This window comes from Fictibacillus terranigra, from assembly GCF_030412265.1.
GTDB lineage: Bacteria > Bacillota > Bacilli > Bacillales > Fictibacillaceae > Fictibacillus_C > Fictibacillus_C terrinigri.
Genome location: NZ_JAUHLN010000012.1, coordinates 42,179 through 59,216 on the forward strand (window position 1 = coordinate 42,179; position 17,038 = coordinate 59,216).

Annotated in this window: 17 protein-coding genes and 1 other annotated feature; all 17 genes read right to left on the reverse strand. The window is 46.3% G+C overall.

Translation table 11 applies throughout. The annotated features are described in order from the left end of the window. Window positions 1–37: 37 nt before the first annotated feature. Window positions 38–187 (reverse strand): 50S ribosomal protein L33, encoded by a 150-nt coding sequence (rpmG, locus tag QYF49_RS25110; protein WP_290402290.1) that lies wholly within the window; start codon window positions 185–187, stop codon window positions 38–40. A gap of 180 nt (window positions 188–367) precedes the next feature. Then, a complete protein-coding gene (gene sigH / locus QYF49_RS25115) occupies window positions 368–1,018 on the reverse strand; it encodes an RNA polymerase sporulation sigma factor SigH (RefSeq protein ID WP_290402291.1) in 651 nt (216 codons plus the stop codon). An 82-nt stretch (window positions 1,019–1,100) separates the two neighbouring features. Beyond that, window positions 1,101–1,610: an NYN domain-containing protein gene (locus QYF49_RS25120; protein ID WP_290402292.1), complete on the reverse strand. Its 510-nt coding sequence runs from the start codon at window positions 1,608–1,610 to the stop codon at window positions 1,101–1,103. After that, window positions 1,610–2,356, reverse strand: a complete 747-nt coding sequence (gene rlmB, locus QYF49_RS25125; protein ID WP_290402293.1) for a 23S rRNA (guanosine(2251)-2'-O)-methyltransferase RlmB — start codon at window positions 2,354–2,356, stop codon at window positions 1,610–1,612. Before rlmB ends, QYF49_RS25120 begins: the two co-directional genes overlap by 1 nt. Beyond that, window positions 2,353–2,778 carry a Mini-ribonuclease 3 gene (locus QYF49_RS25130; RefSeq protein WP_290402294.1) on the reverse strand — a complete coding sequence of 142 codons (426 nt, stop codon included), beginning with the start codon at window positions 2,776–2,778 and terminating at the stop codon, window positions 2,353–2,355. The genes rlmB and QYF49_RS25130 overlap by 4 nt, the downstream gene beginning before the upstream one ends. Then, complete coding sequence (cysS, locus tag QYF49_RS25135; protein WP_290402295.1) at window positions 2,779–4,179, reverse strand: cysteine--tRNA ligase; 1,401 nt, start codon at window positions 4,177–4,179, stop codon at window positions 2,779–2,781. After that, window positions 4,176–4,826, reverse strand: coding sequence for a serine O-acetyltransferase EpsC (gene epsC / locus QYF49_RS25140; protein WP_290402296.1), 651 nt, complete (start codon window positions 4,824–4,826; stop codon window positions 4,176–4,178). The genes cysS and epsC overlap by 4 nt, the downstream gene beginning before the upstream one ends. A gap of 280 nt (window positions 4,827–5,106) precedes the next feature. Next, window positions 5,107–5,323 (reverse strand) — a binding site (T-box leader). A gap of 67 nt (window positions 5,324–5,390) precedes the next feature. Continuing rightward, a complete protein-coding gene (gltX, locus tag QYF49_RS25145) occupies window positions 5,391–6,857 on the reverse strand; it encodes a glutamate--tRNA ligase (RefSeq protein WP_290402297.1) in 1,467 nt (488 codons plus the stop codon). Window positions 6,858–6,907: 50 nt separating this feature from the next. Beyond that, the gene (gene ispF / locus QYF49_RS25150) at window positions 6,908–7,384 is read right to left on the reverse strand and encodes a 2-C-methyl-D-erythritol 2,4-cyclodiphosphate synthase (protein WP_290402298.1); all 477 of its coding nucleotides are present in this window, start codon (window positions 7,382–7,384) and stop codon (window positions 6,908–6,910) included. Beyond that, window positions 7,381–8,070 (reverse strand): 2-C-methyl-D-erythritol 4-phosphate cytidylyltransferase, encoded by a 690-nt coding sequence (gene ispD / locus QYF49_RS25155; RefSeq protein WP_290402299.1) that lies wholly within the window; start codon window positions 8,068–8,070, stop codon window positions 7,381–7,383. The genes ispF and ispD overlap by 4 nt, the downstream gene beginning before the upstream one ends. A gap of 64 nt (window positions 8,071–8,134) precedes the next feature. Continuing rightward, complete coding sequence (locus tag QYF49_RS25160) at window positions 8,135–9,226, reverse strand: PIN/TRAM domain-containing protein (protein WP_290402300.1); 1,092 nt, start codon at window positions 9,224–9,226, stop codon at window positions 8,135–8,137. Window positions 9,227–9,309: 83 nt separating this feature from the next. Next, a complete protein-coding gene (disA, locus tag QYF49_RS25165) occupies window positions 9,310–10,383 on the reverse strand; it encodes a DNA integrity scanning diadenylate cyclase DisA (RefSeq protein ID WP_290402301.1) in 1,074 nt (357 codons plus the stop codon). Window positions 10,384–10,386: 3 nt separating this feature from the next. Further along, on the reverse strand, window positions 10,387–11,763 hold the full coding sequence (radA, locus tag QYF49_RS25170; RefSeq protein ID WP_290402302.1) for a DNA repair protein RadA: 1,377 nt from the start codon (window positions 11,761–11,763) through the stop codon (window positions 10,387–10,389). Window positions 11,764–11,981: 218 nt separating this feature from the next. Beyond that, the gene (gene clpC, locus QYF49_RS25175; RefSeq protein ID WP_290402303.1) at window positions 11,982–14,414 is read right to left on the reverse strand and encodes an ATP-dependent protease ATP-binding subunit ClpC; all 2,433 of its coding nucleotides are present in this window, start codon (window positions 14,412–14,414) and stop codon (window positions 11,982–11,984) included. Window positions 14,415–14,439: 25 nt separating this feature from the next. Continuing rightward, window positions 14,440–15,507 carry a protein-arginine kinase McsB gene (gene mcsB, locus QYF49_RS25180; RefSeq protein ID WP_290402304.1) on the reverse strand — a complete coding sequence of 356 codons (1,068 nt, stop codon included), beginning with the start codon at window positions 15,505–15,507 and terminating at the stop codon, window positions 14,440–14,442. A gap of 3 nt (window positions 15,508–15,510) precedes the next feature. Then, window positions 15,511–16,047 carry a protein-arginine kinase activator protein McsA gene (mcsA, locus tag QYF49_RS25185; RefSeq protein WP_290402305.1) on the reverse strand — a complete coding sequence of 179 codons (537 nt, stop codon included), beginning with the start codon at window positions 16,045–16,047 and terminating at the stop codon, window positions 15,511–15,513. A gap of 36 nt (window positions 16,048–16,083) precedes the next feature. Next, entirely contained in the window at window positions 16,084–16,554 is a 471-nt protein-coding gene (locus QYF49_RS25190) for a CtsR family transcriptional regulator (protein ID WP_290402306.1), read from the reverse strand. Window positions 16,555–17,038 lie beyond the last annotated feature (484 nt).

Below are 17,038 nucleotides of genomic sequence, written 5' to 3' on the forward strand. Positions count from 1 at the left end.
CTATGATATATGCGTAAACTGCCGGCTAGCCGGCCCCTTATTTCGTTTCTTTGTGGGTAGTGTGAGCATTGCAATGACTGCAAAACTTTTTAACCTCGATACGTTCAGGATTCTGTGCCTGGTTTTTCATGGTGGTATAATTTCGACTGTTGCATTGACCGCAGGCTAAAATAACTTTTTTTCGCATAATAACACCTTCCGTGCGTTAAAACCCACTCATCCACGATATCTATACTACTTTTACCACATTATCACAGCCCAAAAGGCTTGTCAATAAAGGTCGGAACGGCTCAAAGTCGGAGAACCGTTCCGCCGCCCTTTAAAAAATTTTGCCGAAATAAAAAAAGAAAAGCAGGGATATCCCTGCTTATAATGTTATTTCTCTTAGTTCAAGATATCTTTCGAGCTTCCTTTTCACGCGCTGCAATGCATTATCGATCGATTTGACATGCCTGTCCAAGTCGATGGAAATCTCCTGATACGATCTTCCGTCCAGGTAGAGCATCAGCACCTTCCGTTCAAGGTCACTCAATATCTCTCCCATTTTCAGTTCAATGTCATCAAACTCTTCCTGGTTAATGATCAATTCTTCCGGATCGGTAACCTTGGTTCCGCAAATCACATCCATCAGTGTCCTGTCCGATTCTTCATCATAAATCGGCTTGTCCAGTGATACATACGAATTAAGCGGAATATGTTTCTGCCTTGTGGCTGTCTTAATAGCCGTTATCATTTGCCGTGTGATGCACAGTTCGGCAAAAGCCTTAAAGGATGAAAGCTTGTCCTCTTTATAATCCCGGATGGCTTTATAAAGGCCGATCATGCCTTCCTGGATGATATCTTCCCGGTCAGCTCCGATCAAAAAGTAAGATCTGGCTTTGGCGCGTACGAAATTTTTATACTTGTTGATTAAAAATTCAAGTGCAGCACTGTCTCCTTCATGGACATGTTCAACCAGGCTTTCATCTTCAATCTGTTCATACTCCAGAACCGTCATTTCTTTGAGGTAAATGCTCACGACAATCCCCCCGTCAGAGCCTGAATGCAAGGCAAAATATAACAATATTATACAGCATGTCAGGAAAAAGCGTCAAGATTGTTTATTTTTGGCCTCTTCTCCATTTTTCGAATATTTCGGCTACTTCCTCAGACAGGGAGATGCTTGAAAAGTTGCGTTCTCTTGCTTTCTTGACTTTGCGCTCTATCCTTTTTTCAATATCTTCCATTTCGACTTTGAGCTCACGGGATGACTTTCTTAGGGCGCCTTTGGCAAAAACTACCCATTGTTCCGTATAATCTGAGGTAGCTACAAAGATTCGCGTGTTTATGCTCTTGTACTCTGAAGCCAGCCTTTCGATCCTTTCATCCGCCGTTTCATTTTCCTTCGTGAAAATAACTTCTACTTTATAGTTCTTTGCTTTCTTTTCAATTCCCGCGACCATATGGGCATCGAATACGATGATGACCCGGCAGCCTGTGAAAGCCTGATACTCAGCCATTTTTTCTATCAGAAGATCCCGGGCTTTTGCAAAGTCCGCTTCTTTTAATGACCGGAGTTCAGGCCAGGCGCCTATGACATTATAGCCATCAACGATTAAGATCGTTTCCATCAGGATGAAAGCGGATGGCGTTTGCGGTAAACTTCATATAATAAAAGGCCGGCTGCCACTGAAGCATTGAGGGAAGTAACTTTTCCTTCCATCGGCAGGCGTACAAGAAAATCACACGTATCTTTCACCAGTCTGCCCATGCCTTTGCCTTCACTTCCGATGACAAGGCCGATCGCCATATCAAGCTTGGCTTCCCGGTAATCCTCTTTGCCTTTCATATCAGCACCTACAAACCAAAGGCCGCGCTCCTTAAGCTCTTTCATTGTTTGTACGATGTTGGTCACACGCACGACCGGAATATATTCGATCGCTCCTGTGGAGGCCTTCGCTACCGCCGCTGTCAGCCCGACCGCTCTCCTCTTAGGAATAATGATGCCATGGGCACCCGCGGCATCAGCCGTACGCATGATGGATCCAAGGTTGTGAGGATCTTCAATCTCATCCAGCAGGATGAAAAAAGGTTCTTCCCCTTTTTCCTCGGCTTTTTTAAATAAGTCATCGATCTCTGCATATTCGTAAGCGGCAACTGCTGCGATCACCCCTTGGTGGTTGCCTCCGTCACTCAGCAGATCCAGCTTTCGCTTCGGAACAAACTGCACGAGCACATTGTTTTCCTTTGCCATGTGGATCACTTGGCTGACGGGCCCTTTCTGTGAGCCTTCACCAACAAATATTTTGTTTATATCCCTCCCTGCACGCAGTACTTCGAGTACAGGGTTTCTGCCAATAATAAATTCTTCGCTCATCGTTTTCCTCCCTCTCCCGCCTGTTCGACGAAAGATGCTACTTTTTCAAAAATGGCCTGTAACCGCTCTTCGTTTCCAAGCAGATAATGGTAGCCAATAATTGCCTCAAAGCCTGTCCCATAACGGTAGGTTTGTACATCTGTGTTCTTTGGTACGGAGCCCTGCTTTGCGTTTCTGCCCCGCATGATCACACCGACTTCTTCTTCGTCAAAAAAGCTCTCGTCAAGCAAACGAAGAACCACAGCTGCCTGGGCCTTGGCAGATACATACTTGGTTGCCAGCGTATGGAGCCGGTTTGGTTTCACCTGGCCGGTATGGATGAGATGATGCCGCACAAAGGTTTCGAGTACGGCATCTCCCATATACGCAAGCGTCATCCCGTTTAGCTGTTTAATATCCGAACGTGAAATCTGTCTGCTCATTTATTGCCTCTTCCAGCGAACGCCCTGTGGCGTATCTTCCAGGATGATGTTCATATCCTTCAGCTGGTCGCGGATTTCGTCGGCTCTTGCAAAATTGCGTTCTTTTCTTGCCTGGTTTCGTTCTTCGATCAATGCTTCGATCTCCTCATCCAGCAGTTCCTTTTCTGCCGTGAGTGTCAGACCGAGCACTCCAGTAAGTTCTTCAAAGAGTGTAATGAATGCCGTCAGCACACTTTTCGATGTGTTTTCCGACTGCAGGTATACATTCGCATCCCTTGCAGCATCGAACAAAACAGCAATGGCGTTCGCCGTATTAAAATCATCATCCATCTCAGAAGTAAAGCTCTGTTTGAATTGATTCACTTTTGCTTCCCAAATCTCTGCGTCCTCTGCAAGATCCGCACTGATTCCCTGTCTGTGTTTCAGGTTATCATAAGCAGTACGAATGCGGTTCAAGCTCGCCTGTGCACTCTGGAGCAGCTCATCACTGAAATTGATCGGATTGCGGTAATGCACCGCCATCATGAAAAAGCGAATCACCTGAGGGTCATATTCTTTAATCATGTCATGGACAAGAACGAAATTCCCCAGCGACTTGGACATCTTTTCGTTGTTGATATTAATATAGCCATTATGCATCCAATACCTGGCCATCGGCGCCTCGTTCAATGCTTCAGACTGGGCGATCTCATTTTCGTGATGCGGGAAGGTAAGATCCTGGCCGCCGCCATGAATATCAATGGAATCGCCGAGGTATTTTTTAGCCATGGCCGAGCACTCGATATGCCATCCCGGACGTCCGTTGCCCCATGGACTTTCCCAATAGATTTCCCCTTCTTTTGCTGCTTTCCATAAAGCGAAATCCAGAGGATCCTTCTTGATCTCACCCACCTCGATGCGTGCTCCGGATCGGAGGTCATCGATCGACTGATGAGAAAGTTTGCCATAGCCCTCAAACGCCCTTGTCTTAAAATAAACATCGCCTTGGGCTTCATAAGCATACCCTTTTTCAATGAGCCTGCCGATAAAATCAATAATTTCCGGCATGGTCTCTGTCACTCTCGGGTGATGATCTGCTTTTTGCACACCTAACGCGCAAACATCCTCATGATAGGAATGAATAAAACGCTCTGCAACAGTCGGCACATCGGTACCGAGTTCTTTTGCAGCCTTAATGAGCTTGTCATCGACATCCGTAAAGTTAGAGATAAAGTTTACATCATAGCCGCGATACGCGAGATAACGTCTTACGGTATCAAAGACGATGGCCGGACGCGCATTCCCGATGTGAATATAATTGTAGACGGTAGGCCCGCATACATACATCTTTACTTTCCCTTCCTCGAGGGGTTTGAATACTTCTTTTTGCCGCGTCAACGTATTATAAATAACTAAACTCATCGTACTTCACTTCCCTTTCGTAAACGTTCAATCTCTGTTTGCAGTCGTTCCAGCTCTTCTTGAACCTCTCGGAACTGAACGGCCACCGGATCAGGCAAGTTACAATGATCCAGTTCTTTGCCAACCTTAATTCCATCCTGGATAACGATTCGCCCGGGAATACCAACAACTGTCGAATTCGGAGGTACATCCCGCAAAACAACAGATCCTGCTCCTACCTTAGAATGTTTCCCAATTGTGATGGATCCCAATACTTTTGCACCTGTTGCAATTAACGCATGATCCTCAATGGTCGGGTGGCGTTTCCCTTTTTCTTTACCAGTACCACCAAGTGTTACTCCCTGATACAAGGTAACATCATTGCCGATAATACAGGTCTCCCCTATCACTACACCACTCCCATGGTCTATAAAAAACCGGCGTCCGATCTGTGCACCCGGATGAATCTCAATTCCAGTAAAGAAACGGCTGATCTGCGAAACCAAACGGGCCCAAAACAAAAAATTTCGTTTAAATAGCTTATGTGCCAGCCGATGCGCCCATATGGCATGCAGGCCAGAATAGGTAAGTACTACTTCCAGCTTGCTTCGCGCTGCCGGATCGTTCTCAAAGACAACCTGTATATCCTCCTTGATGCGTTTCCACATTGTAATCCCCCCTTAGTTAGAAAAGCTGAAGCAGGCTTTTAGGGCCGAAAGATGGTGAAATACTCCCACAGCAACACGCTTTTTGTGTTGAGGTGGGAGAGTGAAGCGGCCGAGGCCCTGCCTGCTGAAGCTGGACCGAGAAAAGCTAATGCGTCCTAAGACGAAGGTTCTTTATCGTCCTGTTGACTGCGGAGCTTCCAATTTACCGTGATCCCCCATTTCGCCGGTAAACTTATCCATAACGCCCCGGGCCATCAAAAAAAGCGCCCCTGTGCGTATGCACAGAGACGCTTTTTGCGCGGTTCCACTCTGTTTAACAGCATGGTTGCTGTTCTCCTTAAACTCCGTAACGTGGAGTGCCGCTTTTATCTACTCTATCGGTTCGATAAAAGGCTCCGAGGTGCATTTCAGTTTCCTTTTCCTAAACCGCTCTCAGCCCATGGCGATTCTCTCTGATAGGAAAATGGATAACTTACTCTCCTCATCCTTGCTGTCGCTGTAATTAATTTCTTTTAATATATTACATTACGGGCAAAATGTTAACTAATTTTGCCTGGTAAAAATTTAAGATAAGCGAGATGCTGTTGTATCCAAGCGTTTTAGGATTTCTTCCTTGCCGAACAATGCGATGGCCTGTGGAAGGTCAGGGCCATGTGTCTGACCCGTTGTCGATACGCGAATCGGCATAAACAAGTTTTTCCCTTTTTGCTTTGTTTCCTTTTGTGTCGCTTTTATCGCAGCTTTTACTTCCTCTGCTGAAAAATCCGTGATCGCTTCCACTTGTCCCTTAAAAGAAGCGATGACTTCAGGAACCGTTTCGCCTTTCAAAACTTCCAGTGCCTCTTCTTCATATTCAATCTGATCCTTAAAGAAAACATCCGTCTGTTCCACGATCTCAGCGCCATAGCTCAATTTTTCCTGATAGAGCGCAACAAGCTTAGCCGCCCATAAGCGGTCTTCTGCGGACATGTCCTCTTTTAATCTTCCAGCCTCAATAAGATGTGGAAGGGTGAGTTCCATTACAGTTTCAAGGTCCTGCTTCTTCATGTATTGGTTGTTTACCCAAAGCAGTTTCTGTTTGTCAAAAATAGCCGGTGCTTTTGAAAGTCTGGTGGGATCAAAGATTTCAATGAACTCTTCCTTCGTGAAGATCTCCTCTTCTCCAACCGGTGACCATCCAAGCAGAGTAATAAAGTTAAACAATGCTTCAGGAATATATCCCAGCTGTTCGTACTGTTCAATAAACTGGATGATGGACTCATCACGTTTGCTCAGTTTCTTGCGGTTTTCATTAAAAATCAGCGTCATATGGCCAAACACCGGCGGCTCCCAGCCAAATGCTTCATAGACCATAAGCTGTTTCGGTGTATTGGAGATATGATCATCCCCGCGCAGCACATGAGAAATCTTCATTAAGTGGTCATCAATGGCTACTGCAAAGTTATAAGTGGGAATCCCGTCTTTTTTTACGATAACATAGTCGCCGATCCCATTGGAATCAAACGAAACATGTCCTTTTACCATATCATCAAACGCGTAGGTATGGTCTGCCGGCACAGCAAAACGAATGCTCGGCTTTCTTCCTTCCGCTTCAAGTGCCTTGCGCTCATCTTCCGTCAAATGGCGGCATTTTCCTGAATAGTGCGGAGTTTCATTATTTGCGACCTGTTCCTCACGTGATGCTTCAAGCTCTTCCTCTGTACAGTAGCAAGGATAAGCCAAGCCGCGGTCTAACAAGTCCTCGTAGTGTTTTTGGTAGATGTCCAAACGTTCCATCTGAGTATAAGGGCCATACTCACCGCCAACATCAATGCTTTCGTCCCAATCGATGCCCAGCCATTTTAAATACGTCAGCTGGCTTTCCACTCCGCCTTGGATGTTACGTTTTTGGTCGGTATCCTCAATACGGATGATGAGCTTGCCGTTATTGTGGCGGGCAAACAAATAGTTAAACAATGCTGTTCTTGCATTCCCTATATGTAAATGTCCTGTTGGGCTAGGTGCATACCGTACCCTTACTTCGTTTGACATTTTCAATTCCACCTCGATATTTTTTTACTTTTTCCATTGTAACACTTTGTCTACTTTTTTGTAATAAGGATGACTGCGTTTGCGGCAATCCCTTCACTGCGGCCGGTAAAACCCAGTTTCTCAGTCGTTGTTGCTTTGACATTAATCTGTTCCGTTTCAGCTCCGAAAATTCCGGCGATTACACTTCGCATCTCTTCAATGTATGGTGCCATCTTCGGCTTTTGGGCGATGATCGTGCAATCGACATTCCCTAGAACATAACCTTTATTCTTAACAAAATTCCAGGACTCCTGCAGCAGTTTTTTTGAATCCGCATCTTTAAACGCTTCGTCCGTGTCCGGAAAATGCTTGCCGATATCGCCTTCACCTGCTGCACCGAGCAATGCGTCCGTAACAGCGTGCAGCAAAACATCCGCGTCAGAATGGCCGAGCAGCCCCTTTTCATAAGGGATGGTGATGCCTCCGATTATCAGAGGGCGCCCTTCGACGAGCTGGTGCACATCATAGCCTTGTCCTACTCGAATCATGTTTCTCTCTCCCTTTGCGCCAATATGGCATTGGCGAATAGTATGTCATGCACAGTTGTTAATTTGATGTTTAAATAATCTCCCTCGACGATCGATACCGGGTAGTTCATCTGTTCTACGAGGCTGGCATCGTCAGTACCAAGATAGCCGGCTTCGGCCGCCATCCGGTGAGCGTCCAGTACGACAGGCAGACGAAAAGCTTGTGGGGTCTGGACAGCCCACAAGCTCGCACGGTCTACCGTTTCATCCACGGTTCCGCCTGTTGCTTTTTTCACTGTATCTTTTAACGGGACAGCCAGGATGGCCGCTCCTGTTTCATTCGCCTTCGATACAAGTTCATGAATGTTTTCTCTTTCAACAAAGGGACGAGCACCATCATGAATCAGCGCCAGTTCCGTTTGCTGTACCGCTTTTAAGCCTTCAAAGACACTGTGCTGCCGTTCGGCCCCGCCTACTACAATCCGGGAAATCTTTTGAAAACGTCCTTTTTCAGCCAATTCCTGAAATTGAACCTGTTCCAGACGATTCACAGCCAGGATGATTTCCCGGCACCACGGATCCTCTTCAAATACAGAAAGTGTATGAGCGATCAGCGGTTTGCCGTTCAGTTCGATCCATTGTTTGTTCTTTCCTGCGTTCATCCTTTTTCCCTGGCCTGCTGCAGGAATGACTACACTATATTCCAACACCCTTCTCCACCACACTATACCGCGTACAGAGAAAACAATGGCTCTCTTGTAAGCTCTTTAATTATAAAGCCTTCTCCAGAAGTTTCGGCTTCGCAAAAATCATCCGTCCTGCAGAAGTCTGCAGAACACTCGTCACAAGGACATCTATGGTCTTGCCGATATAGTTTCGGCCCTCTTCCACAACGATCATTGTTCCGTCATCAAGATAGCCGACTCCCTGGTTATGCTCCTTGCCGTCCTTAATCACCTGTACGATCAATTCTTCCCCGGGCAGTACGACTGGTTTAACCGCGTTGGCCAGGTCATTTATGTTCAATACTAACACATTTTGAAGTTCGCACACTTTGTTTAAGTTAAAATCGTTCGTCACAACGATTCCGGACAGAAGCTGGGCGAGCTTCACTAATTTGCTGTCCACTTCGCTCACTTCTTCAAAATCGCCTTCGTAAATTTCCACCTTGATGGAAAGTTCCTTCTGAATGCGGTTCAGAATATCAAGGCCACGTCTTCCGCGGTTCCGTTTCAATACATCGGAAGAGTCGGCAATATGCTGAAGCTCCTCCAGAACAAAGCGAGGAATAATAAGCGGCCCTTCAAGGAACCCGGTCTGGCAGATATCAGCGATCCTGCCGTCGATGATGACGCTCGTATCAAGAATCTTGTATTTCCCTTTAAGCTTTTCTTCTTCCATATCCTTTTTCCGTTCTTTTCCTGAGCGGTTGATAGAGAACAGATTAATCAGCTCATCCCGCTTTTTAAAACCAACCTGGAATCCCAGATAACCTAATAATAACGTTAAGAATATGGGTAAAACGGAGCTGAATACCACAATATTGATGTTATTAAGAGGAAGTTGTACAAAAAAAGCAACTATAAGTCCGAAAATAAGTCCCATCGTTCCAAAAAGGACATCAGTGACTGGAGCCTTCACAACAGTTTCTTCAACCCAGCGGATCAAACCTACGATATAATCAGTCACCCAAAATGTAGATAAAAAGAATATAAGTGCCCCTAAGACGGCGCCCGCATAAGATGAGGTCAATTCTGACGGCAGATCACCCAAATTGAGAATACGGATAATGTCAGGGACATAGATAAAACCAAGCATGCCTCCCACAACAACAAAAAACAGCTGTACAAATCTTTTAAGCATGCACTTCACCTCCCTTAACCATTATTTACAAATTGTCTGTTTTGAAACGTGCACTTTTCATAAAATCTATAAAAATTAACCATTTATATATGCCTGTCTACAAAAAGCTGCTCTTGAATACGTTTAAGACCCTCTTTAATTTTCTTGGCGCGAATCTCCCCGATGCCTTCCACCTCATCCAGCTCTTTGATGGACGCCCGCAAAATGCTCGGAAGACTGTCGAAAGTACCGATTAAGTTTTCCACGATAAGCGCCGGGAGCCTTGGAATTTTGGAAAGGATACGGTACCCGCGGGGATGGACCGTCTCTTCCTGTACATTGGAAGTAGGTGAGTGCCCCAGCAGCTTTACGATGACATTTTCATCAAACAGCTCGTCACTTGAAAGCTTTTTAAGCTGACGGAGAATGTGTGCAGGGTCATGTTTTCTATCTTTTACGTAATCTTTAATTAAAAGAACAGCCTCATCTTCTATGTTGGCGACAAGTTCTTCCATCTGCATCCTTATTAATCTTCCCTCTACACCCAATTCATTAACATATTTTATGATTTCGTTCTTTATTCTTAGAACCATTTCAATACGGTGGATGACCTGAGAGACCTCCTGGAACGTTACGAGCTCTTCAAATTCAAGAGCACCAAGGTTCGTAACACTCTGGTCGAACACTACCTTGTATTTTTCCAGGGTCTGAATCGCCTGGTTCGCTTTTGTCAAAATAACGCCGATGTCTTTCAGTGAATAGCGGATCACCCCTTGATAGAGAGTGATAACATTACGGCGCTGTGAAATCGATATGACAAGATTTCCTGTCTGCCGCGCCACACGCTCAGCGGTCCTGTGCCGGATCCCGGTTTCAGTAGATGGAATGGACGTGTCAGGCACCAATTGTGTATTCGCATAAAGTATTCGAGAGGCATCTTCGCTCAGTATAATGGCTCCATCCATCTTAGCAAGCTCATATAGCGAGGCCGGGGAATATTTACAGTTGATGGAAAACCCTCCGTCAACAATCTGTGTAACCTTATCGTTATAGCCGACAACAATGAGGCCGCCGGTATTGGCGCGGAGTACATTGTCTATACCCTCTCTGAGGGGTGTTCCTGGTGCAACGAGCTGGAGCATGTTGCTGATGATCGCTTCTCTTAATATATGATCCATGCCTTATCCTCCCAAAGTATAGTGCAATGCCTCTTCAACTGTAGACACACCAATCACTTCGATTCCCTTAGGGATGGTCCATCCCCCGAGGTTCTTATCCGGGATAATCGCCCGTTCAAATCCAAGCTTTGCCGCTTCATGGATCCGTTGGTCGATCCTTGAGACCCTTCGTACTTCTCCAGTCAGCCCCACTTCCCCGATCATGACATCCGTAGGGCGGGTCGGAGCATCCCGGAAGCTTGACGCTATGCTTACAGCAACAGCCAGATCAACGGCCGGTTCATCCAGACGCACTCCACCGGCGACATTTAAATAAGCGTCCTGATTCTGTAGCAGGAGGCCTACCCTTTTTTCTAGTACAGCCATGAGCAATGAGACTCGATTGTGATCGATGCCAGTTGCCATCCTTCTCGGATTTCCAAAACTTGTGGGAGATACTAATGCCTGTATTTCTACAAGCATGGGCCTCGTTCCTTCTAATGAAGCAACAACCGTTGATCCCGCCACTCCTTTTGAACGTTCCTCAAGAAAAATTTCAGAAGGGTTAAGAACTTCGGAAAGCCCGAGCTCCTTCATCTCAAACACACCGATTTCATTGGTTGAACCGAATCGGTTTTTGACCGCTCGCAGAATCCGGTACGTGTGATGCCGTTCTCCTTCAAAGTAGAGCACCGCATCCACCATATGCTCAAGCATTCTCGGACCAGCGATCGCACCCTCCTTCGTCACGTGACCAACGATAAAAATGGCAATCCCTTTTGTCTTGGCGATTCTCATAAAATGCGACGTACACTCCCTGACCTGTGACACACTTCCTGGGGCGCTTGTCACTTCCGGACGGTAGACCGTCTGTATGGAGTCAATAATGACCACCGAAGGATTGATCTCCGTAACAGCTTTCTCAATCAAATCAAGGTCCGTTTCAGCCAGGACAAAAAGATCTCCGGCTGAGATATTCAGGCGGTCCGACCGGAGTTTCGTCTGTTTGACCGATTCCTCACCTGATATATAAAGAACCTTTTGCCCGTGCTGGGCGAGTTTTGCCGAGGTTTGCAGCAGCAGGGTGGATTTCCCGATTCCAGGATCACCCCCAACGAGCACCAATGAACCAGGGACGATCCCTCCCCCGAGGACGCGGTTAAGCTCAATCGTATGAGTGTTGATGCGCGGCTCTTGTTCACTTTTTATGTCAACGATGGATTGAGGTTTTTGCTGGGTGCCTGAAGCCGAGGAAGCCGTCAGGCCTCTCGTTTGGCTGTCACGCTTGATGACTTCTTCCACCATGGTATTCCATTGGTTGCATCCGGGACATTTCCCCATCCATTTCGGTGATTCATATCCGCATTCCTGGCACATAAAAACAGATTTGTTTTTGGCCATCTCTTTCTCCTCTATTTCCAGGCTGCTTTTTCTCAGCCGGCAATTCTTTCTTTTTTCATTCGCTGCCTTTATCTTATCAAAAAAGCGGGTTCCCTTTCCAATGGGGGCATCTGGAATTTGGATAAAATACAGAAAACAATTCGACAAAAACCCGGAAGACGTGACTGCCTCCCGGGTTTTTGTATTTATTTCTATACGATTGGACTAAATCCCATCATTTACGAGCTGGCTCCGACCGTTTCAACGACAAAGTCATTGTTATCCACATCGATTTTCACGGTATTGCCTTTGCTGATGTTTCCTCTCAGCAATTCTTCTGACAGACGGTCTTCAATCTTACGCTGAAGGGCCCTGCGCAATGGACGCGCTCCGTAATCCGGATCATAGCCTTCATCCGTAATCTTATCGAGTGCCGCGTCAGTAAGCTCGATTTCGATGCCCTGGTCTCTCAAACGTTTGATCAGAGAATCTGCCAATAAGGTAACGATCTGTTTGAGATGTGTTTTCTCCAAAGCATGGAAGACGATGATCTCATCTATACGGTTTAAGAACTCAGGACGGAAAGCCTTTTTCAGCTCGGCCATCACTTTCGTTTTCATATCGTTGTACTGCTGATCTTCCGTGTGAACCGTAAACCCTAAAGAACTGTTGCGCTTAAGGGTGCTGGCTCCGACATTGGACGTCATGATGACGACAGTGTTTCGGAAGTCGACCGTACGGCCTTTGGAATCTGTCAGGCGTCCGTCTTCAAGTACCTGAAGCAGAATGTTGAATACTTCAGGATGCGCTTTTTCGATTTCATCAAGCAGGATAACAGAATAAGGCTTACGGCGAACTTTCTCTGTCAGCTGCCCGCCTTCTTCATGTCCTACATAGCCTGGAGGTGAACCTACGAGTCTTGATGTCGTATGTTTCTCCATGTACTCGGACATATCAATACGGATGATTGCATCCTCATCACCGAACAGAGATTCTGCCACTGCACGGGCGAGCTCCGTTTTACCTACACCTGTAGGCCCCAAGAAGATAAACGAACCGATTGGACGCTTCGGATCCTTCAAGCCGGCACGGGCTCTGCGGATCGCTTTTGAGATCGACTGAACCGCTTCGTTTTGCCCGATCACTCGGTTATGAAGAATCTCTTCCAGCTTCAAGAGGCGTTCGGTTTCTTCTTCAGCCAGTTTGGAGACAGGTACACCGGTCCAGCTGGAGACCACTTGCGCGATATCCTCTGGAGTAACCTCTGTATTCTCCTGTCCTTGTTTCTCTTTCCATACATTCTTTGTTTTCTCAAGTTCCTCACGCAGACGCTGTTCCGTATCTCTTAGGGAAGCTGCTTTTTCAAACTCTTGGCTTTGAACAGCTGCATCCTTTTCCTTGCGTACTTCTTCAAGCTTAAGTTCAAGCTCCTTTAAGTTTGGCGGTGCGGTATAGGAACGCAGTCTTACTTTCGACGCCGCTTCATCTATGAGGTCAATCGCTTTATCCGGGAGGAAACGATCGGAGATGTAACGGTCAGACAGCGTTACAGCCGCTTCGATGGCATCATCGGTAATCGTGACGCGGTGATGCGCTTCATATCGGTCGCGAAGACCTTGCAAAATCTGTGTACTTTCATCTTTAGTTGGCTCATTAACTGTGATCGGCTGGAAACGGCGCTCAAGCGCTGCATCTTTTTCAATATATTTACGGTACTCATCCAGCGTTGTCGCTCCGATACATTGAAGCTCACCGCGGGCAAGGGCCGGTTTAAGTATGTTTGATGCGTCGATCGCACCCTCTGCTCCGCCGGCACCGATCAGTGTGTGAAGCTCATCGATAAAGAGAATAATGTTGCCTGCCTGGCGGATCTCATCCATGACTTTCTTTAAACGGTCTTCAAATTCACCGCGATACTTGGTGCCGGCAACAACCGTTCCCATATCGAGTGTCATGACCCTTTTATCACGAAGAGTTTCCGGCACTTCATTATTGATAATCTGTTGAGCGAGGCCTTCCGCGATTGCGGTTTTACCAACCCCCGGCTCACCGATAAGAACGGGGTTGTTCTTCGTTCTCCGGCTCAGTACCTCAATCACCCTTTGAATCTCTTTGGAACGGCCGATGACCGGATCCAGGCTTCCATCCTTCGCAATCGCTGTTAGATCTCTAGCCAGGCTGTCGAGCGTAGGCGTATTAGCGTTCGTAGAGGAACCGCGGTGATTGGATGATGCTTCATTGCTTCCAAGAAGCTGAAGCACCTGTTGGCGGGCCTTGTTTAAGCTCACTCCGAGGTTATTCAGCACGCGGGCCGCTACTCCCTCGCCTTCACGGATCAGCCCAAGCAGGATGTGTTCAGTACCGACGTAGGAGTGGCCAAGCTTACGGGCTTCATCCATTGATAGTTCGATTACCTTTTTTGCTCTTGGAGTGTAATGGATGGTTTGCACGGATTCCTGGCCGCGTCCAATTAAGGTTTCTACTTCTTTTTGGATCTTCTCAGGTCCAAGGCCAAGAACATGAAGCGCTTTGGCAGCAATTCCTTCGCCCTCCCGGATCAAGCCAAGCAGAATGTGCTCGGTTCCAACATTATTATGGCCTAAACGGATGGCTTCTTCCTGTGCCAGCGCAAGTACCTTTTGAGCTCGTTCTGTAAATCGACCAAACATCATAATCATTCACACTCCCATTCAAATTTTAAGCTTCTTCAAGTTTGATTCTTTCCCTTATTAGCGTTGCCCTTAGGATATCACGCTCATCAGGATTCAACATCTCATTCGCATAATGCTGTAAAAAGCCCGGTTGTGTAAGTATCATTAATTCATTTAATATGGATCGGGAAATCCCTATAATTATCTCAAGGTCAATTCCCAGCCTCACATCGGAAAGGCATTGTGCCGCTTCCTTCGATTGGATGATCCGGCTGTTCGCCAGCACTCCATACGACCTGAAGATCCGATCCTCAAGCTGGATCTTTAAACCGTCCTGCAGGTTTTTTCTTGCCACTCTCTCTTGCTGAATGAGCTGAAGGACCACGCCCCGCAAATCCTCCACAATATCTTCCTCTGATTTCCCGAGAGTAATCTGGTTGGAGATCTGAAAGACATTTCCTTGAGCTTCAGTTCCTTCCCCGTATATTCCTCTCACCACAAGGCCCAGCTGGTTGATGGCCGGTATAATCCGGTTCATTTGTTTCGTTAACACCAAAGCTGGGAGATGCATCATGACGGAAGCACGCAACCCTGTTCCGACATTCGTTGGGCAGCTGGTCAGATAGCCCCTTTCCTCATCAAAGGCATAATCCACCTTTTCCTCTATCCAATCATCCAGTCCCCCAGCAAGAGTCAACGCCTCATTCAGCTGAAAGCCTGGAAAAAGACATTGAATGCGGAGATGATCTTCTTCATTGACCATGATGCTCACTGACTCATCATGATTGAGCATCACCGCCCCGAATCTTGACTGCTCTGCAAGATGGGGACTGATCAAGTGCTTCTCTACCAATACCCTTTTTGCCAGAGGTTTTAGCTCATCGAGATGAAGAATTTCAAATTCTCCAAAATTCCCGCTCCCTTGCTCTCTGCAGGCTGCTTCCAATGTCTGAATGACAGCCTCGGACTCTTCCTTGGAAGCCAAGTCGGGAAAATTAAACTTTTCGAGGTTTCGCGCCAGCCGAATTCTGCTGCTAAGGACAATGTCAGAGTCTGGTCCTTCATTCTTCATCCAGGGACTGATAGCTTCACTTATAAAATGTTCAAGTGACATGCTCTATTCCCCCTTTTCCCGGTTCTTCTGCTTTTCTAAAAGTCGAATTTGATCACGGGTCTCTGCCGCCTTTTCAAATTCCTCATTTAAAATATACTGCTGCATCGCCTGCTTTAATTTTTCCAATTCACGCCTCTCTTGAAGTCCGCTGCCAATCCGCTTTGGAATTTTTCCGGCATGTTTTGTATTGCCGCCGTGAACCCTCTTTAGTACCGGATCCAGCTTAGAATCAAAAACCTCATAGCAATGGCTGCAGCCAAACCTGCCCGATTTGGCAAACTGTTGGTACGTCATGCCGCATTTTGGGCAGGCCAGGACCGAATTTTGAGACAATCCTGCAGATGCCGCTCCCGAAATGGAAGGATCTCCATAAAGCAGACCAGAGAGCAGCTGATGAATAGAGAAAGTATTCGACCCCGGAAGGAATTCTCCTTTTTCTTTTGCACAATGCTCACAAATATGGAATTCAGTTTTCTTGCCGTTTACAATTTTCGTAAAGTGTAAAGTGGCAGGCCGCTCATGGCATTCCTGGCAGTACATTATTTTTCCCTCCCTATTAATAAATGTGATATGTCGCTATCTGGTTCTAAATTTTAATGTCCGAATCATCGCTTTTAATAATTCGGCTCGTAACTGATCACGTTCAGGAAGGTCTAACACTTGCAGAACAGAGCGTTCTGTCACACTCAGCATGATTCTGGCCTCACGTTCGGATACGATCTGCTCATCAAGCAACCGTAATATAACATTTTCCGCATTCCCCTGTGAAATGCGGTCATTAATCAGAAGCAGCAGCTGATCAATAAGCTCGACGTAATTCTCCGTCTGGACTTTAATGATCCGGATATATCCCCCGCCGCCCCGTTTACTTTCTACTACAAAACCTTTTTCTACCGTGAAACGGGTATTGATCACATAATTGATCTGGGAAGGGACACACTGGAACTTTTCAGCAATATCAGTTCGCTTGATCTCGATGAACGTATCATCTGAACCTGCAATGACCTGCTTTAAATATGCTTCAATGATGTCTGAGATATTTTTCATCCTGCTCCCCTCCCCTCTGACTTTGACTATCTTTGACTATACACTTATATTATAGACGCATTTTCAGGATTTATGCAACTAATGTATACTTTTTGGCTGACTGGGGGACTGCCTGTTTCTATCACAGTATTACCCGATATTTTCGGGATTAATCGTAACAATTGAAGTCTTTCACTGTAAAAAACCGACACGATTCCACAGTTCAGGGGATCGGGCGAATTTTAAAATTCCAAAGTGGTGTTTGGTGTGTGGGTCTTGTTGAAAAAAGAATGAATCAGGGGTTTTTTTGTATGATATTTATGTGCATTTTTACTGTTGAAAGGGTGGAGAGCTGTATGAGAATCGAGTTGGGTTGTGTGTGGCGGTTTTTTGTACTGTTACTTGCTGGGTTGTACGGTTTACGTGCGGGTTCGCTGCGTTTACGTGCGAATTTCGCCCGATTACATGCCACTTTGAAGCGTTTACATGCGGGAATGGACACTTT

Excerpts from the sequence above, each read along its gene's own strand:
- QYF49_RS25160 (WP_290402300.1), bottom strand. The coding sequence starts at position 9,226 with ATGCTTAAAAGATTTGTACAGCTGTTTTTTGTTGTTGTGGGAGGCATG.
- clpC (WP_290402303.1), bottom strand. The coding sequence starts at position 14,414 with ATGATGTTTGGTCGATTTACAGAACGAGCTCAAAAGGTACTTGCGCTG.
- rlmB (WP_290402293.1), bottom strand. The coding sequence starts at position 2,356 with ATGAGCGAAGAATTTATTATTGGCAGAAACCCTGTACTCGAAGTACTG.
- QYF49_RS25120 (WP_290402292.1), bottom strand. The coding sequence starts at position 1,610 with ATGGAAACGATCTTAATCGTTGATGGCTATAATGTCATAGGCGCCTGG.
- epsC (WP_290402296.1), bottom strand. The coding sequence starts at position 4,826 with ATGTGGAAACGCATCAAGGAGGATATACAGGTTGTCTTTGAGAACGAT.
- rpmG (WP_290402290.1), bottom strand. The coding sequence starts at position 187 with ATGCGAAAAAAAGTTATTTTAGCCTGCGGTCAATGCAACAGTCGAAAT.
- gltX (WP_290402297.1), bottom strand. The coding sequence starts at position 6,857 with ATGTCAAACGAAGTAAGGGTACGGTATGCACCTAGCCCAACAGGACAT.
- mcsB (WP_290402304.1), bottom strand. The coding sequence starts at position 15,507 with ATGTCACTTGAACATTTTATAAGTGAAGCTATCAGTCCCTGGATGAAG.
- mcsA (WP_290402305.1), bottom strand. The coding sequence starts at position 16,047 with ATGTACTGCCAGGAATGCCATGAGCGGCCTGCCACTTTACACTTTACG.
- cysS (WP_290402295.1), bottom strand. The coding sequence starts at position 4,179 with ATGAGTTTAGTTATTTATAATACGTTGACGCGGCAAAAAGAAGTATTC.
- radA (WP_290402302.1), bottom strand. The coding sequence starts at position 11,763 with ATGGCCAAAAACAAATCTGTTTTTATGTGCCAGGAATGCGGATATGAA.
- QYF49_RS25130 (WP_290402294.1), bottom strand. The coding sequence starts at position 2,778 with ATGAGCAGACAGATTTCACGTTCGGATATTAAACAGCTAAACGGGATG.
- disA (WP_290402301.1), bottom strand. The coding sequence starts at position 10,383 with ATGGATCATATATTAAGAGAAGCGATCATCAGCAACATGCTCCAGCTC.
- ispF (WP_290402298.1), bottom strand. The coding sequence starts at position 7,384 with ATGATTCGAGTAGGACAAGGCTATGATGTGCACCAGCTCGTCGAAGGG.
- QYF49_RS25190 (WP_290402306.1), bottom strand. The coding sequence starts at position 16,554 with ATGAAAAATATCTCAGACATCATTGAAGCATATTTAAAGCAGGTCATT.